Annotated in this window: 22 protein-coding genes and 1 pseudogene; 13 read left to right on the top strand and 10 right to left on the bottom strand. The window is 67.2% G+C overall.

Translation table 11 applies throughout. The features are described 5' to 3' along the window. Nucleotides 1-80 precede the first annotated feature (80 nt). The 3 genes from POF73_RS20720 to POF73_RS20710 form a co-directional block, all read right to left on the bottom strand. A complete protein-coding gene (locus tag POF73_RS20720) occupies nucleotides 81-836 on the bottom strand; it encodes a GntR family transcriptional regulator (RefSeq protein WP_272117515.1) in 756 nt (251 codons plus the stop codon). A gap of 209 nt (nucleotides 837-1045) precedes the next feature. Beyond that, on the bottom strand, nucleotides 1046-1876 hold the full coding sequence (locus POF73_RS20715; RefSeq protein WP_272117513.1) for a hypothetical protein: 831 nt from the start codon (nucleotides 1874-1876) through the stop codon (nucleotides 1046-1048). 121 nt (nucleotides 1877-1997) lie between these two features. Beyond that, nucleotides 1998-3287: an ROK family transcriptional regulator gene (locus tag POF73_RS20710; RefSeq protein ID WP_443049571.1), complete on the bottom strand. Its 1290-nt coding sequence runs from the start codon at nucleotides 3285-3287 to the stop codon at nucleotides 1998-2000. A gap of 48 nt (nucleotides 3288-3335) precedes the next feature. Between POF73_RS20710 and POF73_RS20705 the strand changes: the two genes are divergently transcribed. Both POF73_RS20705 and POF73_RS20700 read left to right on the top strand, forming a co-directional pair. Next, the gene (locus POF73_RS20705) at nucleotides 3336-4409 is read left to right on the top strand and encodes a Gfo/Idh/MocA family oxidoreductase (protein ID WP_272117510.1); all 1074 of its coding nucleotides are present in this window, start codon (nucleotides 3336-3338) and stop codon (nucleotides 4407-4409) included. Next, the gene (locus POF73_RS20700) at nucleotides 4409-4924 is read left to right on the top strand and encodes a heme-degrading domain-containing protein (protein WP_272117508.1); all 516 of its coding nucleotides are present in this window, start codon (nucleotides 4409-4411) and stop codon (nucleotides 4922-4924) included. Before POF73_RS20705 ends, POF73_RS20700 begins: the two co-directional genes overlap by 1 nt. A gap of 128 nt (nucleotides 4925-5052) precedes the next feature. Here the strand turns inward: POF73_RS20700 and POF73_RS20695 are convergent, their stop codons facing one another. The 4 genes from POF73_RS20695 to POF73_RS20680 all read right to left on the bottom strand — a co-directional run bounded on the left by POF73_RS20695 (nucleotide 5053) and on the right by POF73_RS20680 (nucleotide 8167). Next, the gene (locus tag POF73_RS20695) at nucleotides 5053-5910 is read right to left on the bottom strand and encodes a fumarylacetoacetate hydrolase family protein (protein ID WP_272117506.1); all 858 of its coding nucleotides are present in this window, start codon (nucleotides 5908-5910) and stop codon (nucleotides 5053-5055) included. Between the two features lie 144 nt (nucleotides 5911-6054). Beyond that, nucleotides 6055-6768: a YidC/Oxa1 family membrane protein insertase gene (locus POF73_RS20690; protein ID WP_272117504.1), complete on the bottom strand. Its 714-nt coding sequence runs from the start codon at nucleotides 6766-6768 to the stop codon at nucleotides 6055-6057. Between the two features lie 155 nt (nucleotides 6769-6923). Beyond that, the gene (locus POF73_RS20685) at nucleotides 6924-7235 is read right to left on the bottom strand and encodes a DUF6412 domain-containing protein (protein WP_272117501.1); all 312 of its coding nucleotides are present in this window, start codon (nucleotides 7233-7235) and stop codon (nucleotides 6924-6926) included. A 116-nt stretch (nucleotides 7236-7351) separates the two neighbouring features. After that, entirely contained in the window at nucleotides 7352-8167 is an 816-nt protein-coding gene (locus POF73_RS20680; RefSeq protein ID WP_272117499.1) for a class E sortase, read from the bottom strand. 274 nt (nucleotides 8168-8441) lie between these two features. Here POF73_RS20680 and POF73_RS20675 point away from each other — a divergent pair, with 274 nt between their 5' ends. The 3 genes and pseudogenes from POF73_RS20675 to POF73_RS20665 all read left to right on the top strand — a co-directional run. Next, nucleotides 8442-9914 (top strand): beta-1,6-galactanase, encoded by a 1473-nt coding sequence (locus POF73_RS20675; protein WP_272117498.1) that lies wholly within the window; start codon nucleotides 8442-8444, stop codon nucleotides 9912-9914. Between the two features lie 330 nt (nucleotides 9915-10244). Continuing rightward, on the top strand, nucleotides 10245-11267 hold the full coding sequence (locus tag POF73_RS20670) for an SEC-C domain-containing protein (RefSeq protein ID WP_272117497.1): 1023 nt from the start codon (nucleotides 10245-10247) through the stop codon (nucleotides 11265-11267). Nucleotides 11268-11795: 528 nt separating this feature from the next. After that, a pseudogene (locus tag POF73_RS20665) lies at nucleotides 11796-11975 on the top strand (very short patch repair endonuclease); the annotation flags it as partial. Nucleotides 11976-12044: 69 nt separating this feature from the next. On the opposite strand, the gene POF73_RS20660 reads toward POF73_RS20665, so the two are convergent. Continuing rightward, a complete protein-coding gene (locus POF73_RS20660; protein ID WP_272117495.1) occupies nucleotides 12045-12458 on the bottom strand; it encodes a MerR family transcriptional regulator in 414 nt (137 codons plus the stop codon). Between POF73_RS20660 and POF73_RS20655 the strand changes: the two genes are divergently transcribed. From POF73_RS20655 to POF73_RS20645, 3 genes are all read left to right on the top strand, one after another. Further along, nucleotides 12457-13023 (top strand): RBBP9/YdeN family alpha/beta hydrolase, encoded by a 567-nt coding sequence (locus POF73_RS20655; protein ID WP_272117493.1) that lies wholly within the window; start codon nucleotides 12457-12459, stop codon nucleotides 13021-13023. The genes POF73_RS20660 and POF73_RS20655 overlap by 2 nt on opposite strands. Beyond that, nucleotides 13023-14027, top strand: a complete 1005-nt coding sequence (locus POF73_RS20650) for an IS481 family transposase (protein WP_272117491.1) — start codon at nucleotides 13023-13025, stop codon at nucleotides 14025-14027. The genes POF73_RS20655 and POF73_RS20650 overlap by 1 nt, the downstream gene beginning before the upstream one ends. A 119-nt stretch (nucleotides 14028-14146) precedes the next feature. Beyond that, a complete protein-coding gene (locus tag POF73_RS20645; RefSeq protein WP_272117490.1) occupies nucleotides 14147-17308 on the top strand; it encodes a DUF3427 domain-containing protein in 3162 nt (1053 codons plus the stop codon). A 12-nt stretch (nucleotides 17309-17320) separates the two neighbouring features. On the opposite strand, the gene POF73_RS20640 is transcribed toward POF73_RS20645, so the two are convergent. Continuing rightward, the gene (locus POF73_RS20640) at nucleotides 17321-17992 is read right to left on the bottom strand and encodes an ATP-binding protein (RefSeq protein ID WP_272117488.1); all 672 of its coding nucleotides are present in this window, start codon (nucleotides 17990-17992) and stop codon (nucleotides 17321-17323) included. 181 nt (nucleotides 17993-18173) lie between these two features. Here POF73_RS20640 and POF73_RS20635 point away from each other — a divergent pair, with 181 nt between their 5' ends. Together POF73_RS20635 and POF73_RS20630 are read left to right on the top strand one after the other, a co-directional pair. Beyond that, nucleotides 18174-19022 (top strand): helix-turn-helix domain-containing protein, encoded by an 849-nt coding sequence (locus tag POF73_RS20635; protein WP_272117486.1) that lies wholly within the window; start codon nucleotides 18174-18176, stop codon nucleotides 19020-19022. After that, entirely contained in the window at nucleotides 19019-19225 is a 207-nt protein-coding gene (locus POF73_RS20630) for a DUF397 domain-containing protein (protein ID WP_334313614.1), read from the top strand. The genes POF73_RS20635 and POF73_RS20630 overlap by 4 nt, the downstream gene beginning before the upstream one ends. On the opposite strand, the gene POF73_RS20625 is transcribed toward POF73_RS20630, so the two are convergent. Beyond that, on the bottom strand, nucleotides 19218-19793 hold the full coding sequence (locus tag POF73_RS20625; RefSeq protein WP_272117485.1) for a hypothetical protein: 576 nt from the start codon (nucleotides 19791-19793) through the stop codon (nucleotides 19218-19220). The genes POF73_RS20630 and POF73_RS20625 overlap by 8 nt on opposite strands. 102 nt (nucleotides 19794-19895) lie before the next feature. On the opposite strand from POF73_RS20625, the gene POF73_RS20620 reads away from it, so the two are divergent. The 3 genes from POF73_RS20620 to POF73_RS20610 all read left to right on the top strand — a co-directional run bounded on the left by POF73_RS20620 (nucleotide 19896) and on the right by POF73_RS20610 (nucleotide 22697). Continuing rightward, a complete protein-coding gene (locus tag POF73_RS20620; RefSeq protein ID WP_272117482.1) occupies nucleotides 19896-20930 on the top strand; it encodes a hypothetical protein in 1035 nt (344 codons plus the stop codon). Nucleotides 20931-21111: 181 nt separating this feature from the next. Beyond that, nucleotides 21112-21852: a DUF6879 family protein gene (locus tag POF73_RS20615; RefSeq protein ID WP_272117480.1), complete on the top strand. Its 741-nt coding sequence runs from the start codon at nucleotides 21112-21114 to the stop codon at nucleotides 21850-21852. Next, entirely contained in the window at nucleotides 21849-22697 is an 849-nt protein-coding gene (locus tag POF73_RS20610; RefSeq protein WP_272117478.1) for a helix-turn-helix domain-containing protein, read from the top strand. Before POF73_RS20615 ends, POF73_RS20610 begins: the two co-directional genes overlap by 4 nt. Nucleotides 22698-22713: the final 16 nt, after the last annotated feature.

Raw genomic sequence — 22713 nt, 5'->3', positions numbered from 1 at the left:
CGTGATATTTGAATGAGGGTGAAGTAGGGGCATTTCTGGACTTTCCTCCGGTCTTTTCAACCGGGAGACAGCCGGGCTTTTCAGCCGCGCAGGTGCGTGGTGAACGAGAACCGGTCGCCGCGGTACAGCGACCGCACCCGCTCCAGCGGCCGCCCTTCCGAGTCCCTCGACACCCGGTGGATCAGCAGCATCGGAAGGGCCGGCGGGGTGCCGATGAGCAGGGCCTCGCGCGGGGTGGCCAGCACGGTCTCGATGCGTTCGTCGGCGTCCCCGAAGGCGATGCCCTGCTGGTGGAGAAAGCCGTAGAAGGAGGAGTCGGGGTCGAAGTCGGCGTCCAGCCGCGGCACCCGGGCCACGGCGACGTAGGTGCTCTCCAGGCCGACCCGCTCGTCGTCGGCGAGCAGGACGCGCTCCATGTGCCAGACGGACTCGCCGCGTTCGAGGCCGGTCTCGGCGGCGAGGGAGGCGGGGCAGGGGAAGCGGTCGAGGGTGACGAGGGTACGGCCGGGGGTGCGCCCCTGACGCCGTACGCCTTCGGTGTAACTGGCCAGCGACAGGGGCTGTTCGAGCTTGGGCCCGGCGACGACCGTGCCGCGCCCCTGCCGCCGCAGCTTGCCCTCAAGCACCAGCTCGCGGATCGCCTGCCGGACGGTCTCGCGGGCCACCTCGTACTGCTCGGCGAGGTCGCGTTCGGTGGGCAGCGGATCGCCCTCGCCGAGTCCGTCGATGAGGCCGTCGAGCCGGGCTTTCACCGCGTAGTACTTCGGGATGCGGCCGTGCTCGGGGATGCCGTGGCGCACGGGGGCGCCGGGGGCCTGGTCGTTCGGGTAGTCCACGCAGGGATCGTCGCAGACGGGGAGGCGTGCGGGGGCGGCACCCTCGGCGGGCCTCCCAGCATGGCCTCTCGGCGGGCCCTCTCGGCGGGTCCTCCCAGCAGGTCCTCCCAGCGGGCTCGCTCGGGGGCCCGCTCGGGGAGCCCGCTCGGGGAGCCCGCTCGGGGAGCCCGCTCGGGGAGCCCGCTCGGGGAGCCCGCTCGACTGCACCCTCAACGGCGTCTTCGGGCGACGAGCAGTACGGCGCCTGCCAGGAGGATGGCGGTGGTGGTCGCGGCGAGGGTGACGGCGGGGGGTGAGGTGAGGCCGGTGCGGGCGAGTTCGTCGGCGAGGGTGAGGTGGTCGCGGGTGGAGTCGGGGTCGGCGCCGGGGGGCACGGAGGAGTCGGGGGCGGCGGAAGCGCTGGGGTCGGCCGTACCGGTCCGGTCGCCCGGGGCGGCGTCGATGGTGAAGCGGTAGTCGTTGGACTGGCCGACCCAGTCCCCGTCGCCTTCATGGCGCTGGACGACGGCCGCGTTGACGGTGACGTCGTTCGGTACGGCATCCGAGGTGACCGCGAGCCGGACCTTCACGGAGACGGTTTCGCGGGGGCCGACGGTGAAGCCGGGGAAGCCGTCGAAGGCACCGACGAGTTCGTCCTGGTCGGTGGTCTCGAAGCGCACGGGGCGGGGATCGGCGCCGCGCTCGGCGTTGTCCGGGGCGCCCGCCGGGGTGGCGTAGAACTCCAGGCGGGGCTGGGACGGCTTGAGGGCACGTTTGCCGTCGACCAGGACGACGACGGGGTGAATGCCGGTGCAGGTCCGCCCGGTCCTGTTGGTGAGGTCCAGGTACCAGGTGCCGAATCCGCCGCCGGCCGCGTAGGAGTCGGGGCCGCCTCGGAGGCGCGTGGTGAGGGGGAAGGCCCGGCCGTCGGTGGCACAGCTGGGCAGCTCGGCCGGGGGTTCCGCGCGCACGAGGGGTTCCGCGTACACGGGGAGCGCTGCGGCGAGGAGGGCGGCTGCTGCGAGGCAGAGGGAGGCTGGTGTGTGCAGTCGCATGAACACATGACCATGCCGGTCGACTACGGCTTCCGGGGGGTGCCATTCCGTACGGCCGGGCAAGTCCGCTCGATCAGCGCACGCTTACGTCGGCCGGCTCACGCCGCCCAGCCCACGTACCCCGCCCTCACCCCTCCGCCCGCCCGAACAACGGCGCCAGCAACAACTGTGCCGCCCCCTCGGCGACCCCGCTCCCCCCGCTGGAGGCGACCCGTACCGGCACCGCGTCCTCGCCCGCCCGCCGGGCACGCTCGTCGAGGACGGCGGCGACCCCGCGTACGAAGATGTCCGGCGCCGCGGCGACCGTACGGCCGCCCAGCAGTACAAGGTCGACGTCGAGCAGCGCGACCAGGTTGCCGGTCGCGACGCCGAGCACCCGGGCCGCCTCCGCCATGTCGCCCCGCGCCACCGCTGCCAGACACAGCGCTTCGACGCAGCCGCGGTTGCCGCACCCGCAGGGCGGCCCGTCCAGCTGGACGACCTGATGCCCGAACTCTCCCGCTCCGGTACGGACACCCCGGTGCACCGCTCCCCCGATCACGAGCCCGCCGCCGAGCCCCGCCCCGAAGTGCAGATACGCGAAGGACGTACCGGACGCGCCTCCTCCCTCGACGGACGTACCGGACGCGCCCGCTCCCCCAACCGACGCACCGGACGCGCCCGCTCCCCCGGCAGACGCGCCGGACACACCCGCTCCCCCGGCAGACGCGCCCGCGCCCCCGCCCGACATACCGGACGCGCCCGCTCCCCCAACCGCGAGCCCGAGCGCCGCGGCATTGGTGTCCTTGTCCACCACGACCGGCAGCGAGAGCCGCCGTGCGAGTACGTCCCGCAGCGGGAAGCCGTTCCACTCCGGGAACCCGGTGACCCGGTGCAGCACACCGCGCCGGTGGTCGAGCGGCCCGGGCAGCGCCACCCCGACACCGAGCAGCGCATCCGGCCGGCCGCCCCCGGCCACCGCCACCAGCTCCCCCACCTCACGCACGGCCCGCTCGACGACCGTCTCCGCACCGGCCCCCAGATCCGACGGCGTCCGGCGCTGCGCGACCACGGCGCCCGTCAGATCGCAGAGCACGGCTGTCAGCTCGTCCCGGTCCAGGTGCACGCCCACCGCATGCCCCGCCTCCGGCACGAGCCGCAGCACCGTACGCGGCTTGCCGCCCGTCGACGCCCGGTGCCCCGCCTCCGCCGCGAGCCCGTCCTCACGCAGCCGTGCGGTGATCTTGCTGACCGCCTGCGGGGTGAGGCCGGTGCGCTCGGCGAGTTCGAGCCGGCTGATGCCCTCGGGACCGGCCGTGCGCAGCAGATCGAGCACGAGCGCGGCGTTGTGGCTGCGCAGGGCACCGAGCCGCATCGAGGTGCGGCTCCGCCGCGCGGCGCCGCCGGCATCGCCTTCCGTCCTGTTCACGCCCCCCATTGTCCCCGGCGCTTGCACTTTGGCAACAGCGTTGCGAAAGTGGGGGCCATGAGTGCTACTCCCCTCCGCGTCGGCCTGGTCGGCTACGGCCTGGCCGGCTCCGTCTTCCACGCCCCGCTGATCGCCACCACCGAGGGGCTCGCCCTGGACACGGTGGTCACGTCGAACCCCGAGCGGCAGGAGCAGGCCCGCGCCGAGCACCCGGGCGTACGCGTCGTCGCCACGCCCGACGAGCTGCTCGCCCGCGCCGCCGACCTCGACCTGGTCGTCATCGCGTCCCCCAACAAGACGCACGTCCCGCTCGCGACCGCCGCCCTGAAGGCCGGTCTCCCGGTGGTCGTCGACAAGCCGGTCGCCGGCACGTCGGCCGAGGCGCGCGAGCTGGCGGCGCTGGCCGAGGCGCGCGGCCTGCTCCTCTCCGTCTTCCAGAACCGCCGCTGGGACAACGACTTCCTGACCCTCCGGGGGCTCCTGGCCAAGGGTGAGCTGGGGGACGTATGGCGCTTCGAGTCCCGTTTCGAGCGCTGGCGGCCGCAACTCAAGGGCGGCTGGCGGGAGTCCGGCGACCCGACAGAGATCGGAGGTCTGCTGTACGACCTCGGCAGCCATGTGGTCGACCAGGCACTGGTCCTCTTCGGCCCGGTCACCCAGGTGTACGCCGAGGCCGTCGTCCGCCGCTCCGGCGCCGAGACGGACGACGACACGTTCATCGCCCTCACGCACACGAACGGCGTCCGCTCCCATCTGTACGCCTCCGCGACGACCGCCCAGCTCGGCCCCCGTTTCCGGGTGTTGGGCTCGAAGGCGGGCTACGTCAAGTACGGCCTGGACCCGCAGGAGGCGGCGCTGCGGGAGGGCGCGCGGCCCGGCACGGGCACGGCCTGGGGTGTGGAACCCGAGTCGCTGTGGGGCCGAGTGGGCTCCGGGGAGTCCCCCCTGACGGGCGGCGGCCGCGTCGAACCCACCCTCCCCGGGGACTACCCCGCCTACTATGCGGCCGTGGCAGAGGCACTGCTGAACGACGGCCCCAACCCGGTCACGGCCCTGGAGGCGGCCGCCGCCCTCGACGTACTGGAGGCGGCACGTCGTTCGGCACACGATGGAGTGGCGGTGAAGCTGTGATGACGCACAAGACTCACAACCCGGAGATCACCCCCAAGTTCCACCCCGAGCTCACCCCGCCCCTGGAGGAGCTGGAGGCCCAGGAACGCCGTCTGGTCTTCCGCCGGTTCACCCACGAGGACGCCTGGACCCTGGGCTCCCTGCTGGTCGAGCTGGCCCGTGAGCGCCAGGCCCCGGTCGCCATCGACATCCACCGCGCCGGCCAGCAGCTCTTCCACGCGGCCCTGCCCGGCTCCACCCCCGACAACGACGCCTGGATCGCCCGCAAACGCCGGGTGGTGGAGCGCTACGGCACCTCCTCCTACATCGTCGGCGCCCGCTTCCGCGCCAAGGGCACGACCTTCGAGGACTCCTCCCGCCTGGACCCCGCCACCTACGCGGCCCACGGGGGCTCGTTCCCGATCAACGTCGAGGGCGTCGGGGTCATCGGGTCGGTGACGGTGAGCGGACTGCCACAGCTGGACGACCACCGGATGGTGGTGGAGGCGGTGGAGGAGTTCTTGGGGAATCAGTAGGGCAACGCCCTGGTCTTTGTCTTTGGCCTTTGCCTTTGTCTTTGGCCTTTGTCTTTTAGGGGCGCGGGGAACTGCGCGACAAGCCACAACCAACCCGCGGCCGCCAATTCACCGCAGCTCCCCACCCCTCAGGCGTCCTTCAATTCCTGCCGCTGACGACCGAGACCCTCGATCTCCAACTCCACAACATCCCCGGCCCGCAGATACGGCTTCGGCTCGGGCCGCCCCATGGCAACCCCCGCCGGCGTACCCGTGTTGATCACGTCACCGGGATACAGCGTCATGAACTGGCTGACGTACCGCACGACCTCCCCCACCGGAAAAATCTGCTCGGCCGTCGTCCCGTCCTGCTTCAGCTCACCGTTGACCCACAGCTTCAGCGACAGCTTCTGCGGATCCGGCACGTCGTCCGCCGTCACCAGCCACGGCCCCAGCGGATTGAACGTCTCGCAGTTCTTGCCCTTGTCCCAGGTACCGCCCCGCTCGATCTGGAACTCCCGCTCGGACACGTCGTGCGCCACCGCGTACCCGGCGACATGCGCGAGCGCCTCCTCGGCGGACTCCACATACCGGGCCGTACGCCCGATGACGACCGCGAGCTCGACCTCCCAGTCGGTCTTCGTCGACCGCCGTGGCACGAGCACCGTGTCGTTCGGGCCCACGACGGTGTCCGCGGCCTTGAAGAAGACGACCGGCTCGGCGGGCGGCTCGGCGCCGGTCTCGCGGGCGTGGTCGTGGTAGTTCAGCCCGATGCACACGATCTTGCCGATCCGCCCCAGCGGCGGCCCGACCCGCAGCCCGGCCGCGTCCAGCGCGGGCAGCTCACCGGCGTCCGCGGCCCTGCGGATCCGCCCCAGCGCCGCATCATCGGCAAGCAGCGCTCCGTCGATGTCCGGCACGACACCGGAGAGGTCCCGCAGAACCCCTTCGGCGTCGAGCAGCGCGGGCGTCTCCGCTCCCGCCGTACCGACTCGCAGCAGCTTCATGATCACAATCTCCCTCGATCGCGGGGCGCCCGCCGATGTGTGCAGCCATCGGAGGACTGGTCGATCCTCCAAGGTCGACGCCCAGTCCGCAATACCTGGTTCACGTACTGGACCGTAGGCCCGCGGGACGGCCCGCCCGGAAGGTCAGCGATAGAGCACGGCCCGCTCCACCGCGCTCCACGTCGTGCTGGTCACCACGTACAGCGCGGCCGCCAGCGGCACCACCGCCACGGTGAAGAGCGTGAAGAAGGACATGAACGGCATGACCTTGCTCATCGCCCCCATCCCCGGCACCGGCTCCCCGCCGGCCGCCGGCACCGCCGGATTCGCGGCCATCATCCGCTTCGTACGGCGGAAATTGAACGCGGCGACACCGGCGACGACCACGAACAGCCCGACGTACACGAGCCCCGCGCCCCCGAACACGCCCCCGTCACCGAGCGCGTCCGCCCACCGGTCCCCGAGGGGCGCGGCGAGCAGCTGGTGGGTGAGCAGTTCGTTGGCCTTCCCGCCGATCGTCGTGTTCGAGAACAGGTGGTAGAGCAGGAAGAACGCGGGCAGCTGGAACAGGCTGGGCAGACATCCGGACAGCGGCGACACCTTTTCCTCGGCGTGCAGGTCCATTACGGCCCGCTGGAGCTTCTCGGGGTTCTTGCCGTGCTTCTTCCTCAGCTCGGCGACCTTCGGCTGCAACTCGGCCCGCGCCTTCTGTCCGCGCGCGGCGGCCCGGGACAGCGGATGCACGAGCAGTCGTACGAGGGCGGTGAACAGGACGATCGCGGCGGCGGCCGCGGAGGCGCCGAACAGCGGCTGGAGCAGGTCGGCCAACTGCTGAACAAGGTCGGCGAAAACGGACATGGGTGAGCCCTCCGGGGGTCTCGTCGTGCCGGAATGGAGAAAGCTGCCGGGAAACGGCATGGCGGCATGACGACCCGCGCGGGGTCACGGATATGGCAGGTACGACGGGTACAGCAGGAGTGAGCTGAGCTGTCTCGGTACGTGCGTGCGTGCCCCTACGCGGCGGTCGCCGGGAGGGCGTGACCAGGTGCCCTGGGCCGTGGTCGGCCCGAGGCGTCGGGGTCGCGTTGGGGCAGGAAGGCCGTACGGCGGGCCCGGTCGCGGATGGCCGTACGCACCCGGGTGGGCGCCACCGCGGGCGCCGCACGCGAGGCCAGCAGGGAGCAGGCCGCGAACGCGGAACTGGCGGCGGCGGTCGCGGCGAGCGCGACGGTCGCGGAGAGGCTGCCGGTGTCGAGCAGCAGGACCTCAAGGAAGAGCAGCACCATCACGGCGGCGGGACGCACACTCGCCCGGTTCCGCATCATCGGCACCCCCTCCCGTTCGCGCCCTGCTGTTTCTCGTCCTGCTGCTTCTTGTCCCGTTGCCTCTGGCTCAGGTTGCCTCGTCCAGGCGTTCTCATTCTGACGTACTCGTGCCGATGTTAGCGGGGTCGCATGGAGACGAGTTTCCCCCACACCACCAGCCGGTACTTCGACGTGTACTCCGGCGTGCAGGTGGTGAGGGTGAGGTAGTAGCCGGGTTCGGTGTAGCCGTGGCCCGGCCTGACCGTGGAGCGCGGGATCGGGCGGATGACGCTTCCGTCGTGGGCGGCGGTCTGCGGCAGGGTCCGGTCGACGGCGTACGTGTACGTCGCGCTCCGCGTCTCGACCCGGACCGTGTCCCCGCGGACGAGCCGGTTGACGTACCGGAAAGGCTCGCCGTGGGTGTTGCGGTGCCCGGCGAGGGCGAAGTTGCCTGCCTGGCCCGGCTGTTGGGTGCCGGGGTAGTGGCCGACGTAGCCCTTGTTGAGGACGCCGCTCTTGCTGACGCCCTCGGCGACGGGGACGCGGAGGTGGAGGCGGGGGATGGTGAGGATGCCGTAGGCCCGGGACCAGTCGGGGGTCGGCGACGACTCGGCGGCGGACCGGCGCCCGGTGCCGGCGGACGACCCGGCCGAGCCGCCTGCGCCGGGCACGCCGGGCGCGCTGTCGGGCGAGGGCACGGGTGTGGCCGACAGCGCGCCCGGCGCGGCCGTACCGGAATCGCCGTCTGCGCCGTCCCAGACCCGCTCCAGCGCCCGGACCTCGCGGTCGGCCCCGGCCCTGGCCTCCCGGTTGGTCCACCACACCTGGTGCACGACCAGCAGCAGAAGCACCGCCCCGACGGTGACGAGCACCTCCCCGCCGCCCCACAGCACCCGCCGCCGCAGGGCACGCCGCCGAAGCCCGCTGTGCCGCACGACGCGAACCCGCACCATCCGTGAGCCTCCTCCACCGGGGCCGCCCGCACGATAGGGGCCGACGCCCGAGGTCTCCAGACCCATGCGCGCCCGCCCCGCATCGCAACCCCGAACGTCCGGCCCATCGAACGCTCCCGCCCACCCCCTCCCACTTCCTCCACAGGTTTGAGAAAGGGCTGTCGGAACCCTCGACAACCTCACGCGCCACACCCGATGCTTCCTGTCGGCATGTACGGGACAGGCCACGACGCCGGTTCGACGACGACCGGCCGTTGAGCGAAGCGGAGAAGTCATGATCCGACGCAGAACTCTGCTGGCGGCTACCGGCGGCGCACTTGTCGGCAGCGCCCTGGCGACGGGCACCGCACACGCGGACGCGACGATCGCCGTCAACCCCGGCACGTCGTACGGCACCTGGGAGGGCTGGGGCACGTCCCTGGCCTGGTGGGCCAACGCCTTCGGCAACCGGAACGACTTCGCCGACCTCTACTTCACCACCGGCTCGGTCACTTACAACGGCACGACGCTCCCCGGCCTGGGCCTCAACATCGCCCGCTACAACCTCGGCGGGTGCAGCTGGAACAGCGTGAACGGCGAGTCGATGGCCGAGTCGGCCAACATCCCCGGCTTCAAGCAGATCGAAGGCTTCTGGCAGGACTGGAACAACGAGGACCCCACCTCCTCCGCCTGGAAGTGGACGGCGGACGCCAACCAGCGCGCGATGCTGGTGAAGGCGACGCAGCGAGGCGCGACGACCGAGCTCTTCGCCAACTCCCCGATGTGGTGGATGTGCAAGAACCACAACCCGTCCGGCGCCGCGGACGGCGGCAACAACCTCCAGACCTGGAACTACCGCCAGCACGCCTCTCACCTGGCGGCGACGGCGTTGTACGCCAAGAACAACTGGGGCGTGAACTTCGCGACGGTCGATCCCTTCAACGAGCCCGCCTCCGACTGGTGGACCGCCACCGGCACCCAGGAGGGCTGCCACATGGACCCGGCGGTCCAGGCCGCCGTACTCCCGTACATGCGCAGCGAGTTGGACAAGCGAGGCTTGTCGAACATCCGCATCTCAGCCTCCGACGAGACGAACTACGACACGGCCCGCTCGACGTGGTCGTCGTTCAACTCGTCCACCAAGGCCCTGGTCAGCCAGGTCAACGTGCACGGCTACCAGGGCTCGGGCGGCCGCCGCGACCTCCTCTACACGGACGTGGTGACGACGTCCGGCAAGAAGCTGTGGAACTCGGAGACGGGCGACAGCGACGGCAGCGGCCTCACCCTGGCCTCCAACCTCTGCTACGACTTCCGCTGGCTGCACCCGACGGCCTGGTGCTACTGGCAGGTCATGGACCCGACGATGGGCTGGGCGATGATCGCCTACGACGCGAACACCCTCCAGCCGACCACCGTCCAGACCAAGTACTACGTAATGGCGCAGTTCAGCCGCCACATCCGCCCGGGCATGCGCATCCTCGACACGGGTGTGAGCTACGCGGCGGCGGCCTACGACGCGTCGGCGCGCCGCCTGGTGATCGTCGCGGTGAACACCTCCACCTCCGCCCAGACCCTCACATTCGACCTCTCCCGCTTCACCACGGTCTCCGGCGGCTCCGGCGGCCTGGTCCCACGCTGGAACACGGTGACGACGGGCGGGGACCAGTACCGGTCGTACTCCAACACCTTCCTGAGCGGGAAGTCGGTGGCGGTGCCGTTCGCGGCGAAGGCGGTGCAGACGTTGCAGATCGACGGGGTGGTTATCTGAGGAGGGGCGGGGCGGGGCGCCGGGGACGGGGCGTGGCCGGACGCCGGGGGGCGGACGCCGAGGGGGGCGGACGCCGGGGGGCGGACGCCGGGGCGTGGCGGAGGCGGTGACGCAACCAGGGGCGCTCGCGGAACGCCGGACGAGGCGCTGAACGGGGTGCCGGGGCGGCCTGCCGACGCCAGCCCTGGCGCCCTGTGCCCGGCGAAGTCCCGGAAGCGCGGGGCGACCGCTGGCCGACCGCAGGCCCCGCCGCCTCGACCAGGCAATATCTGCACCCTCTTCCCCCCTCTGTTCTCTCCTCCGTCAGCCATGAGCAGTACGGTGTCCCCCATGCGCCCCGACACGCCTGCCGAAAACGTCGACCACACCGCTGAAGCGGCACGCCTGGAGCGAACCGCCGGCCTCTACCCCGAGGACGCCGAGGCCCTGCTCATCCAGGCCGCGGCCCACCTGGAACTCTCCGGCGACCGCCCCGCCGCGACCGCGCTCTACGACCGCCTGCTGTCGTCCTCCGTCACCTTGGAGACCCCGTACCTGGTACGAGCCCTCAAGGCGTCCAACCTCTGGGAGTACGGCCACGAGGCGGAGGCGAGGGCGATCATCGAGGGCGTCCGAGCGGCCTCCCCCCGGGACCCGGCACCGTGGGTGATCGTCGCGGAGGCCCTGGAGTCCCACGACGAGCTGGAGCAGGCGCAGGAGACCTTCACGGAGGGCGCTCGGCTCCTCCTGACAGACGTACCGGAACCCCCGTACGCCACCCATCCCCTCCTCTTCGGCCGCCACCGTGTCCGACGCATGCTGGGCCTCCCCCACGACGAATGGGACGCCCTGGCCGACACCCTCCACTCCATGCCGGTCTCCCTGGACGAACTCCACGACCCCAAGCGCGTCTGGTCCCTGGGCTCGGACAACCCGGCGGAACTGGAGGCGGAGATCTCCCGCCTCCGAGCAGAACTCGGCGCCTACCGCGAGGCCCTGTCCCGGCCGTTCCCCGTGGCGGTCCTGCACTGGACGGCGGGGGAGTTGACGGAGTTGGTGGCCGCGTATCCCTCGCTGGCGGTGGAGTACCCGTCCCATGAGGAGCACCTGGCGACGATAGAGGCCTCGCTGCGGGAGCTGGCGGCTTCGGGGACACCGAACCTGGGGATCGTGACGGGGACGGTGCCGTCGTACGAGGCGTTCGCGGCGTCGGAGGGAGCATCGCCGGAGGACGGAACGCTGCTGCCCCAGTATGCGACGACGCTGGCGGCGAGGGGGCGGGCAGTGGCTTGGCCGCCACAGCGGGGGGCGGTTTGCTGGTGTGGGTCGGGGCGGACGTATGGGGAGTGCCACGGGGCCTCAGCGCAGGCCTGACCCGTACTCGTCCTGGACCGGCCCCCACGCGACCGCGGCACCCACCCGCCCATCCGCCCACCGCACGCCGCTTAACCCACCCGGCGTGCCACCGAGACGCGAATGCGTCCCCAATCCCGTCCCACCACCCAACCAACCCCACCGCCAACCAACCTTGGCCACCCGCCTCTCCGGGCCGCCCGCTCGCTTCTCCCCCGTGCTGGAGCGGGCCGGGTCAAGGGTGGCCCGAAGGGCATCGGCGCAGCCGACGCGGAACGCAGCGCAGCGGAGTGGAGCGCCCTTGAGGCGGCTCGCGGAAGCACGACACTGCCAAGAAGCGGGCGGCCCAGACGGTACCGATGAAGTTCACCGCGATCGAGGCTACTCAGCCCCACCGCGCTTGGCTCGGTCCATCGCCGGCGACTGGGCGCACACCACGAGGCCAACTCAAGTCCCTGATTCACAACGGCCGACGCAATACAGCCCTGCCACTGGCACAATGCTCCCGTGCCAGATGCTGTCCCGTCCTCCCACTCTGTAGCCGCGCGGATGAGCAAGCAGGGCTCGCGCGACACCGCCCCCGAATTGGCGGTGCGAAGGCTTCTGCACGCCGCGGGCCTGCGCTACCGAGTGAACGTGCCCATCCCGGACATGCCTCGCCGCACTATCGACATCGTCTTCGGCAAAGCCAAAATCGCGATCTTCATGGACGGCTGTTTTTGGCACGGCTGGGCGCGCCGCCCATGCACCGGCCATACGCCGCCTAGCTGTTGCTGGTCAGGACGTTGTTGACACGCCTCAACCAGCTGATGCGAGCTTGCTCAATCGCTGCTGTGTCTCGCGGAGTTCGGCTTGCCTGGCGTTGAGGCGTCTGGCCAAGGAATCCAGCTCAGCCCGCAGATCCGGGCACATCTCAAGCGAAATGTCGTGATCATCGGCGCGAGCGCAGCCGAGGTACTGCTGGATCGTCGAGGTTCCCAAGCCAGCGGAAATCATTGTCCTGATCTGCGCTACGCGGGCGACGTCAGAGTCGGAGTAGTCCCGGTACCCGCTGCTGTTGCGGGCCGGGACCAATAGTCCTCGGTCCTCGTAGTGGCGTAGCGCTCGCGCGCTCACTCCGGTCAGCTCGGCGAGTTCGCTGATCAGCACTGTCGATTCCTCCTCATCGGCTTGACCTTCACGCTGACGTGAACCCATACCGTCCTGCGGCATGACACCTAGAACAACCCAGCAGCGCGCCTCGATCATCCACGGCTACGGCGCGACCCCCGAAGACCACTGGTTCGGCTGGCTGGCCGAGCAGCTCCAAGCGGACGGCATCCCGACCACGATCCCGGCCCTTCCGAACCCACAAGCCCCAGACCCCGAGCAGTGGACGGACGCCGTAGGCACCGACCTGGGAACGCTTGACGAGCACTCGATCGTCGTCGCACACAGCCTGGGCTGCCTAACCGTGCTGCGCCATCTGCGCTCCCTGCCGGGCCCCTGGCCCCTTGGCACCCTCGTGCTGGTCTCCGGCTTCGTCGACCAACTGCCCGCGCTCCCGGACCTCAACGCCTACATCGGAGACGGCTGTGACGTGGCGGGACTCAGCAACCACATCGATCGACTCACGATCATCCGGTCAGACGCAGACCCGTACGTACCGCCTGGCCACACCGACCGCCTTGCCGACCTGCTCGGAATCTCCGCACAGGTAGTACCCGGAGCGGGTCATTTCCTCGCTTCTGACGGCGTCACTTCGCTGCGCGAAGTTCGTGAAGCCATCGCGTCGTAATGGCCCGAACTGGACTGCACGGCAATGCCCCACTGTCCGTTGAAGGACGCCGGCGCCTCGTGGAGCGATGCCGTACCCGGCCGATCTCACACGTCGCCGAAGAGATGGGCATCTCGCGCACTTGTGCGTCGAAATGGGTAAACCGGCATCGCCGCTACGGCGACCTCGGCTTGCTTGACCGGTCGTCGACTCCGAACCGGCAGCCCACCGCGACCCCGCACGAGGTGATCGCCAAAGTCGAGGCGATGCGGACAAGCCACAAGTGGTCGGCTTCCCAGATAGCGTTCGAACTCACCCAAGCCGGGATCTCGATCAGTCGGCGCACGGTCACTCGACACCTTGCCAACCTGGGCCTGAATCGGCGTCGGTTCATCGATCCGACCGGCGAGACCAACCGTGAACCCCGGAAGATCGTCGCCCGCTGGCCCGGTCACATGGTCCATGTGGATGTGAAGAAGGTCGGCCGGATCCCTGATGGAGGCGGATGGTGGGCCCATGGCCGAGACAGCCAGCAAGCCAGGAAGGCAGCAAGCCGGAAGAAGAAGACCGAACGGGGTGGCTACGTCTACCTGCACTCCGCAGTCGACGGTTACAGCAGACTCGCCTACACCGAAGCGCTCTCAGACGAGAAGGCAACGACAGCGATCGCGTTCCTTCACCGTGCGAGAGCGTGGTTCGCAGCTCACGGCATCAACCGGATCGTGACCGACAACGGCTCCTGCTACGGCGCTGACGGCTTCGCCCGCGCATTGCTCAACTCCCAGCACCAAAGGATCACTCCGTACACACCCCGCCACAACGGGAAGGTCGAGCGGTACAACAGGATCTTGGCCGAGGAGTTCCTCTACGCCAGGCTCTGGGCATCCGAAAGTGAGCGGACAGAAGCCCTGGGAGTCTGGAACATCCACTACAACTACCACCGGCCACACTCCGCTGTCAGTGACCAGCCGCCCGCGGCGCGACTACCGGCCAGCGTCACCAACGTCGTGTCCTCATACACCTAGCTAGCGCGGCGTGCCCCAAGACGCGAAGGCTCCGCCCCCACCCGCCCATGAAACCGAAGTTATCCGTGAGGAGTCTCAGCGTCACCTGCTAAAACTGAGCCATTGCTGTGTGTGAGGGAATGGGGAACAGCGTGGCTCAGTCGGGGGATCTGTCGCAGCCTGTTGCGGGTGTCTACGAGGAACTTGTCACCCAACGCATGCAAGAACAAATGGAGCAGCTCAACGCAGCAGGTTGGAGAGCCATCGATGATGAGGTCAGCGAAGAATCGTCACCTCATGTACTGGCCCGTCATATCAGTCAGGCCGTAAGCCGGCGGCTCAGCCAGCTGCCCCACGACCAGCGTGTCGCCGTGGCCAACCAGATCATCGAGTCACTTTCATCTGACTCGGCGGACATCGAAAGCAGTCGCACGGCCGACCTCATCGCCGATGGGCCTCGCCAGCTCCTCGCCCTCGCGGAGAAGGAAGCCCCCGGCGTCTATGCGATGCGTCCACTGACGCCTCTCTCTGAGACCGCCCTCATAACCAACTCTCCCGAGGACCCGAGCCTTGGCAGTGAGCTGCGAGCTGAGCTGGCTACAGCAGATCGCATCGATCTGCTCTGTGCCTTTGTGAAGTGGTACGGCCTGCGTGTACTCGAAGACTCTCTCCGCGCCGCCAGGGATCGCGGTGTCAAGATCCGAGTCATCACCACCACCTACATCGGCGCCACCGACCGGCACGCGCTCGACCGACTCGTCCGCGACTTCGGCGCCGAGGTGAAGGTCAACTACGAAACCCGGTCAACACGGCTCCATGCCAAGGCCTGGCTGTTCCGACGCGAGAGTGGTTTCGACACTGCTTATGTAGGCAGCTCGAATCTCTCGAAGGCCGCGCTACTCGACGGCCTGGAGTGGAACGTGCGCCTTTCATCTGTAGCCACTCCCGTCGTGCTCAACAAGTTCGAGGCCACCTTCGACGCGTACTGGAATGACATCGCCTTTGAGCCTTACGACCCGGATCACGACGCTCACAAGTTGGACGAAGCCCTGACCGTGGCGGGCGGTACGTCGACCAGTCTGGACGCCAAGATCAGCCTCTCTGGCCTTGAGGTTCGACCGCACCCGCATCAGGCCGACATGCTGGAGCGGCTGCGCGTCGAGCGTGAGGTACGCGGCCACCCACACAATTTGCTTGTCGCCGCCACCGGTACGGGCAAGACAGTCATGGCCGCTCTTGATTACCGCAACCTCCATGAGCAATGGGGTGGCAAGCAGCACCCACGGCTGCTCTTTGTGGCGCACCGCAAGGAGATCTTGAGGCAGTCGCTCCGGATGTACCGCGAGGTACTCGATGACGCATCCTTCGGCGAACCACTCTTCAGCGGCGAGCTACCTCGTGACTGGAAGCATGTCTTCGCCAGCGTTCAGTCGCTCACCGACCAGCGACTCGACCAGTTCGACCCAGAACACTTCGACATCATCGTCATCGACGAGTTTCATCACGCCACGGCTACGACGTATCGCCGCGTTATCAACCACTTCAAGCCGAAGCAACTCCTCGGCTTGACCGCCACTCCCGAGCGCGCAGACGGTCTGAACGTGCAGGACGAGTTCTTCGAAGGCCGAATCGCCGCCGAGATGCGACTGTGGGAAGCCCTCGATAACGACCTCCTGTGCCCGTTCCACTACTTCGGAGTGCCGGATGGGACGGATCTGACACGCCTTAACTGGCGCTCGGGTACGTATGACCAGAGCCAGCTCGGCGACCTGTTCTCGGCCGACCTTGCCCGGGCGCGTATCGTCATCAAGCAGGTGCGGGACAAAGTGTCCGATCCGATGAGCATGCGGGCACTAGGCTTCTGCGTAAGTAGGAAGCATGCTCACTTCATGGCGAAATGCTTCCGGGACGTTGGCTTCAAGGCTGAAGCCTTGGACAGCTCGTCGCGGCCCGAGATCCGTGACCACGCGCTGTCCCAGCTCAAGGCTGGAGAGATCCAAGTCATCTTCTCCGTAGACCTCTTCAACGAGGGCTTGGACATCCCCGACGTCGATACGCTGCTTCTCCTGCGCCCCACGAACAGCGCCACCGTCTTCCTTCAGCAACTCGGTCGAGGCCTACGCCGCACGCCGGACAAACCCGTGCTCACAGTGCTCGACTTCATCGGCCAGCATCGAGCCGAGTTCCGGTTCGAGGAGCAGTTCCGCGCGATGACTAACCTGTCGCGCAACCGGCTCCTTGACCACGCTGAGCATGACTTCCCTCTGCTGCCGTCCGGTTGCCAGATCATCCTTGAGGGCAAGTCCAAAGAACTCGTCTTGGATAACATCCGCACGCAGATCAAGGCGACAGTCCAAACTCTGGCCAAAGAGGTCAAAGCCTTCGATACGCCGTTTCTCGCCGACTACCTCAAGGAGAGTCGCCGGGAAATCCGGGAACTGTACAAGTCGAGCAACTCGTGGACGACGGTCCTTCGTCGCGCCGGCCTGGCCGACCTACCCGAACAAGCCGACGAGCAGGACCTGTTGAAACGTGTGCATGCGTTCCTACACGTCGACGGTCGCGAACGCGCCGATGCATACACTCGCTTGCTGAGCGATAACGCACCGGCATACGACTCGCTCAGCACGAAAGACCAGACCTACGCGCGCATGCTGTTCTTCAATCTCTGGGACAAGGCCGGCGGATTCAGCTCCTACGCAGAGGGGCTTGAATCGCTACGCGAACAGCAAGCCTTCCGTAGCGAGCTACGCCAAGTACTCGACCACGTGATGGGGCAAGCCGACCACTTCCCCCTCCCCCTGCAGGGCCCGCACGCGCATATCCCGCTGAAGATCCACAGCGCATACAACCGCTCGGAGATCCTGGCTGCGCTCGGTGTCGCGCGCCTAGGCGGTCAGATGCCCGGCTCCTTTGCGCAGGGCGTTCTGTGGGATGAGCAGAACCAGACCGATGCGTTGCTGATCACCCTTGAGAAGAACGAGAAAGACTTCTCCCCCACGGTCCGCTACAAGGACTACGCGCTGAGCCCCTCCCTCTTCCACTGGGAGTCACAGAGCACGACCGCAGCCACCTCTCCCACGGGTCTGCGCTACCAGCAGCACAAGCAACGCGGAAGCCACGTCCTGCTGTTCATGCGGCGCTACAAGGACACCGACATCGGCAAGGCCCAGCCCTGGATGCTGCTCGGCCCGGCAACGTATGTCGGCCACGAGGGCAGCAAGCCCATGGCCATCACCTGGCAGCTGCATGATGAGCTGCCTGCGGATGTGTGGTCGTACTCGGGCATCACCGCGGGCTAAGCAACTCTGAGCTCAGGCGATCTCACCGAGCTCGGCCTCAAAGTGAGTCTGTACCCGGTCGAGTACGTCATCGGGGTCATGTCCGTGTGCGTGCAACCAGTGCAGCACGTCGGCCATGACTCCGACGGCGGCCTCTGCTGCCGCTGCCGCGCCGAGCCCACTGCCACGGCCGGACGGGACCTTCTCGCGGGGCAGTTGCCAAGATCCGTACAGATCGAGGATGGCCCCGGCGCGCGTGACATGAGGGGCATTCGTCGTGCCGCAGGCGACAGCAGCGTCCGTAGCAAGCTCACACCACACCACCTTCGAATCGCCTCGGACGGACACGCCCCAGCGGTGATCCGTCAGGGTGTCGACGATCGCCATTCCTCGGCCCGACTCCAGAGCGCTGCTCACGGTGAGCAGCGTGGGCAAGGCCCGAGTGTCGGGGTCCCTCACCTCCAGCCGCAGATACGGCCCGTTGAGCGCTGTGCGCAGCGTGCTGGGGGTTCCTTCACCGACGTGCCGGATTACGTTGGTCACCAGCTCTGACATGCAGATTTGCGCTGCGTCAACCTGATCGGAAAGCCCCCACATGATGAGACGGAGTCGCAACATCCGCCTTAAATCCGCGAGTTCACTCGGCTGGGCAGCGAACTTGTGCACCCAGGGCTCTCGCCCACCACAGTCGCTCACGTAGATCACCTTCGACCACCCTTCACACGCCTTCGTTGCGCACGGTGTTCAAATCAATGACTCTCAGTGACAGAGTTGCAGTGCAACTCTCGTCGTGCAACATGCATGGCGGGATTCGCTCGTTAGAGTGATTGGCCTTTCGCTCCACTTCCGATGGGATGGAACATCCGTTATCCCGCGAGGAGTTGCCATGTCCGGATCCCCCACGGCTCGCCGCCGGCGTCTTGCGATCGAGCTCAAGCGGCTGCGCGACGAGAGCAGCCTGACGTGCAGCCAGGTAGGCAAGGAGCTGGACTGGAGCAGTTCCAAGGTCAGCCGCATGGAGACGGGACACGGTCGCGTACAGCCTTCGGATGTCGATGCTCTGTGCCGTCTCTACGGGACCGCGGATGAACTGCGTGACCTTCTGAAGTCGCTGGCCAAGGAGTCCAAGACCAAGGGGTGGTGGCACGCACACAGCAGCGCGATCCCTGCTTGGTTCTCTGTGTACGTTGGCCTCGAACAGGCGGTTTCCGACCTGCGCACCTATCAATCCGAGTTCGTCCCCGGCCTACTACAGACCAGCGAGTACGCAGCTGAACTGAGCCGCGCATGGGCGGACCACACACCGGAGGACATTCGGCGCATGGTCGACGTTCGGATGCGGCGACAAGAGCTCCTCACCAGCGAGAGCGCGCCTGACCTATGGGCGGTCGTCCACGAGAGCGCCTTGTTGCATACGGTCGGGAACCGCGAGGTTATGACCCGCCAACTCGAACGTATCCTGGAAATCCAGAAGTTGAAGAGCGTGACCGTTCAGGTGCTGCCGTTCAACGCAGGCGCCTATCCCACCACCGGGTCGTTCACGATCCTCGGCTTCCCAGAGCAGGAGGACCCAGACGTGGTCTATCGAGAGGGACTTACCGATTCGGTCTACCTCGAAGAACCCAAGGACGTGGCCCTCTATACGAAGGCGTTCGATCACCTCAGGGCCTTGGCACTGAGTCCTCAGCGCTCCGCCTTTCTCATCACAAGACTCTTGGAGGAGAACTCTCAATGATGCTGCCGTCGAGCATCCCGTGGCGCCGAAGCAGCTACAGCAACGGCATGGGAGGCGAGTGCCTGGAAGTGGCCGAACTCGCCGAAGCGATCAGCGTCCGCGACTCCAAAGTCACTTCGGGACCGCAACTCACACTGAGCACTACTGCGTGGCAGGGATTCATACGAGCCCTGGCCGACCGCATGGAAGAGCCTGCTAGCTGACCGGTTGCAACGGATCACGAATGATTTCTCCAGCTCTCTGAAGGAAGGAGGCGTAAAACTGGGTCATCTCGCCCCTAGCCTGGTCAAATCCGGACCAGTCCACGCTCAGGCTTGAAGAACTCCCACCCGCCGCCTGCATGAAGGCACCTACAGCCGCCATCGACTTCCCCGTCACGGCGTAAGCCAACACGTTCGCCTCGTTTGGCCCCCATAGAGCCAACTGGCTTGTTTTTGCCTTGAGCTCAACGGTGCGTTCACGAAACTCGCGCCCCGTCGCCTCATCGAGTCCGGCCCCACCTCGCACCTCAGGTGTGATGCGTACGAGCACTTCATCCAAAGCGGCATAAGCCTCAAGGAGGGCAGCGAAGGCTTGATGCCGCTGGCTTCGCACCCACTGCCAGTGCTCCGCCGCCGCCTGTCCGTGCACCTGAGCCAACGCTGCCTCAACTGCTTTACGCCCACCGGCTTCGGCTCCGCGCTTGGCGTACATCCCGGCGATGACAGCGCCGATGACGGCGGCCGCGAAGGCGATTACTGCCGCGATGACTGTCCCCGTCGCGTCACTCATTGCGCCATCCTCGCCCGGATGCGGTGCTGCCACAATGGTCTTCGTACGTAACGTGCACAACTTTCAGCACTCTGTGGGCCCTGAAACCATTAGCCTCGGATCATGACAACACCCACGGCCGGGTTCGCGCCTGGCGACATCCTCACACGTGCGCAGATCCACCCCGTCCTCGGCGGCAGCGGCTTCGCGGGAATATGCCCGGCTAGAGAGAAACGCAACGTTCTCATATTCTCCGACAGTAAAGTAGGCAAGCGCTACGGCTATCGGGATGGATGGCTCGCCGAGGACGACGCCTCGGGTCCCATATTCACGTATACCGGAGCCGGGAAGCGCGGCGACCAGACCTTAGAAGGCGGAAATTCTTCCATTCTGGAACACGCGAATATGGGGCGCACCCTACACGTGTTCGTTGCGGTGGGAAATGTTCCAGGAACTGGCACGCGAACGCACAAATACATAGGTGAATTCAAGGTCGACGAGCGCATGCCGTACGACATACGAGAAGCCAAAGATGAATTAAACCAAGACCGCAACGTCATCGTTTTCCGACTTCGCCCCACCGGTCCGTTCATACGGGAGGATTCTGACACCCTGCCACGGGCCAGCCGTTCCCGGATGCGCTTTCAGCCGACCGCAGGGCGTGTCGCCCGGGCATACCGACGCCAAAGGCGTCAGCGCCAACCGCAAACTGACACCGCTCGAATAGAAGCGATCCGTGACGAACTAGCAGATGCCTTCGAAGCGCACGAGAGCGCAGCGGGGATGGATATCGGGCAGATGGAGTTATCCCTCCAAAACTCGACGGATCAGCTCTCATTCGAGATCTACAACCAGACGAACCACACGGTTTACCAGCCGACGGGCAGCGCAGCAGCCGAATCAATCACGCAGGCTCTGGCTCAGCTGCTTCATGCACAGCGACACTTGAGAGGCCTTGTTCCCGACCAGCCCTTCCATCTTATGATGCTTACACCTGAGCTCCCCCGAGAGGACCTCCGTGGCCTGCTCGCAGACCACGGAATTGGCCTCATATACCGTAACAACAGCGGCGGATTCTCTGAGTTCGCAGGAAGCACCCCCACGAGCAGTGCTACTCAGTCTTTCCGCTGTTTGGACTGTCCCGTACCCGCCGCGTAGGTCTTCCGTGGTGATGGTCAGCGAACTCGACGCCTTGATCACCGAAGAACGAAACAAGCAAACCTTGTTTGCGCGCAATCCAGGTCTGCGGCCCCAAAGACGCAATCTGCTGCAACCCTTGAGCACGCCATAGCTTGCACTCGCATCCTGGATCTCCACCCGACACAGCAGGAGAGCGAACGTGACACTCAGGTTCCTCGGCACAACCAGCGACGACGGCGACTGCCCCACCCTCTACGACATCGAGGGCACGGGCGAGATCCTCGTCCAGGGTGAGCGAGAGACCGACCCGGAGCACCTGGCCCAGCTGCGGGACGTCAAGGAGTCCGAAACCTTCGTCCGCGTCCCTCGCAGTCTGCTGACTCGCTACGCGCCGAGGAGCGGAGCCCCCGAGCTCCTGCCGTTCGCCTCGATCTCCCATCTCTTCCGCGACTTCAAGCACACGGCTTGGCGCCTGGAGACCCGTCGCGGCTATGCGTCCGACCGTAACAGCCCCAAGTGGCCACGGTTCTTCGCAGGCGAAGACATTGCCCACGACCCCGACAACGCCTGGCGTGAGAACGTCCGCGCACAATCGGCGCAGGGCAAGCGGTTCGAGCGCGTTCGTCTGATCGACGAACCGCCCAGTCAGGGCCAGGAGTTCCTGCTGGCCAGCGCGCCCAGCAACGTCGCGGCGGGCGAGGACATCCGCTACCTGACGCGCGCCCGGGCACAGGAATTGCGGCTGCCGGACTACGACTTCTGGCTCTTCGACTCCAAGATCCTCGCCCGCTTCGCGTTCGACGACGAAGACATCACCCTGGGTGTGTACGTCACCGAAGACCCGGCCGAGGTCCTCGCAGCCTGCCAGGCCCGGGACAGCGCCTGGCACCATGCCGTACGTACCGAAGAGTTTGTCAGGCGGGTACGTTCCACCATGTGAGCACGGACTATCAGACCGCCAGAGAGGCGCTCGGTGCACGGCTTCGTGAGCTGCGCACCGAGGCCGGCCTGGAGGGCAAGGACCTCGCCGCCAAGGTCGGCTGGCAGCCATCGAAGGTCTCCCGGCTCCAAAATGGCAAGCAGACCCCTTCCGCAGCCGACCTGACCGCCTGGGCTCATGCCTGCGGCACACCGAGCGTTGAACCTGAGCTCCAAGGGCTACGGGCCGGGTTGGAAATGAAGCAGCGGCACCGATCTTGGAAACGCCAGTTGGCCGGCGGGCACCGGGGCCGCCAAGAGATCGCCGTACGCCAGACCGAGGCCACGAAGGCAATCCGCGGGCTTGAGGTGTCACGCGTGCCGGGGCTGTTCCAGACCCCGGAGTACGCCCGTGTCATCTTCGAGTCAAACGCCGAGTTCCGCGGTATCCCGCCCACCACGGAGGCCGCCGTCGATGCCCGGATGCGTCGCCAGGAAGCGCTGTACGACCCTGAGAAGACATTCAAGTTCCTGGTCTGCGAGGCAGCGCTCTACCACCGGTCGTGCCCCGCAGACGTGATGGCTGAGCAACTGGACCGGCTGTACAACCTGGTGGGCCAGCGCCGGATTGAGCTGGGCATCCTTCCGTTCGGCACTCAACTGCGTCGTACGGCTCCGCACGCCTTCTGGATCTACGACCGCAGGCTGGTCATCGTCGAGACGATCAGCGAAGAGTTGTGGCTCACCGGCGAGGACGACATCAAGCTCTATGAGCGAGCGTGGGACTGGCTCTCGGAATCCGCCGAATATGGAGCGTCGGCACGCCGTCTGGTCGGCCGCGCCCGGGCTTCTCTGGACCTTGGGTAGACAACCAGCAGCAAGC

Source organism: Streptomyces sp. HD, assembly GCF_028369295.1.
Classification (GTDB): domain Bacteria; phylum Actinomycetota; class Actinomycetes; order Streptomycetales; family Streptomycetaceae; genus Streptomyces.
Note: the sequence above shows the minus strand (reverse complement) of the source record. Positions and strands in the feature narration are given on the sequence as shown.

Coding starts and splice junctions, on each gene's coding strand:
- POF73_RS20710 (WP_443049571.1), bottom strand. CDS start 3,287: ATGGGGGGCGTGAACAGGACGGAAGGCGATGCCGGCGGCGCCGCGCGG.
- POF73_RS20705 (WP_272117510.1), top strand. CDS start 3,336: ATGAGTGCTACTCCCCTCCGCGTCGGCCTGGTCGGCTACGGCCTGGCC.
- POF73_RS20700 (WP_272117508.1), top strand. CDS start 4,409: ATGACGCACAAGACTCACAACCCGGAGATCACCCCCAAGTTCCACCCC.
- POF73_RS20695 (WP_272117506.1), bottom strand. CDS start 5,910: ATGAAGCTGCTGCGAGTCGGTACGGCGGGAGCGGAGACGCCCGCGCTG.
- POF73_RS20690 (WP_272117504.1), bottom strand. CDS start 6,768: ATGTCCGTTTTCGCCGACCTTGTTCAGCAGTTGGCCGACCTGCTCCAG.
- POF73_RS20685 (WP_272117501.1), bottom strand. CDS start 7,235: ATGATGCGGAACCGGGCGAGTGTGCGTCCCGCCGCCGTGATGGTGCTG.
- POF73_RS20680 (WP_272117499.1), bottom strand. CDS start 8,167: ATGGTGCGGGTTCGCGTCGTGCGGCACAGCGGGCTTCGGCGGCGTGCC.
- POF73_RS20675 (WP_272117498.1), top strand. CDS start 8,442: ATGATCCGACGCAGAACTCTGCTGGCGGCTACCGGCGGCGCACTTGTC.
- POF73_RS20670 (WP_272117497.1), top strand. CDS start 10,245: ATGCGCCCCGACACGCCTGCCGAAAACGTCGACCACACCGCTGAAGCG.
- POF73_RS20655 (WP_272117493.1), top strand. CDS start 12,457: ATGACACCTAGAACAACCCAGCAGCGCGCCTCGATCATCCACGGCTAC.
- POF73_RS20660 (WP_272117495.1), bottom strand. CDS start 12,458: ATGCCGCAGGACGGTATGGGTTCACGTCAGCGTGAAGGTCAAGCCGAT.
- POF73_RS20650 (WP_272117491.1), top strand. CDS start 13,023: ATGGCCCGAACTGGACTGCACGGCAATGCCCCACTGTCCGTTGAAGGA.
- POF73_RS20645 (WP_272117490.1), top strand. CDS start 14,147: ATGGGGAACAGCGTGGCTCAGTCGGGGGATCTGTCGCAGCCTGTTGCG.
- POF73_RS20635 (WP_272117486.1), top strand. CDS start 18,174: ATGTCCGGATCCCCCACGGCTCGCCGCCGGCGTCTTGCGATCGAGCTC.
- POF73_RS20630 (WP_334313614.1), top strand. CDS start 19,019: ATGATGCTGCCGTCGAGCATCCCGTGGCGCCGAAGCAGCTACAGCAAC.
- POF73_RS20625 (WP_272117485.1), bottom strand. CDS start 19,793: ATGAGTGACGCGACGGGGACAGTCATCGCGGCAGTAATCGCCTTCGCG.
- POF73_RS20620 (WP_272117482.1), top strand. CDS start 19,896: ATGACAACACCCACGGCCGGGTTCGCGCCTGGCGACATCCTCACACGT.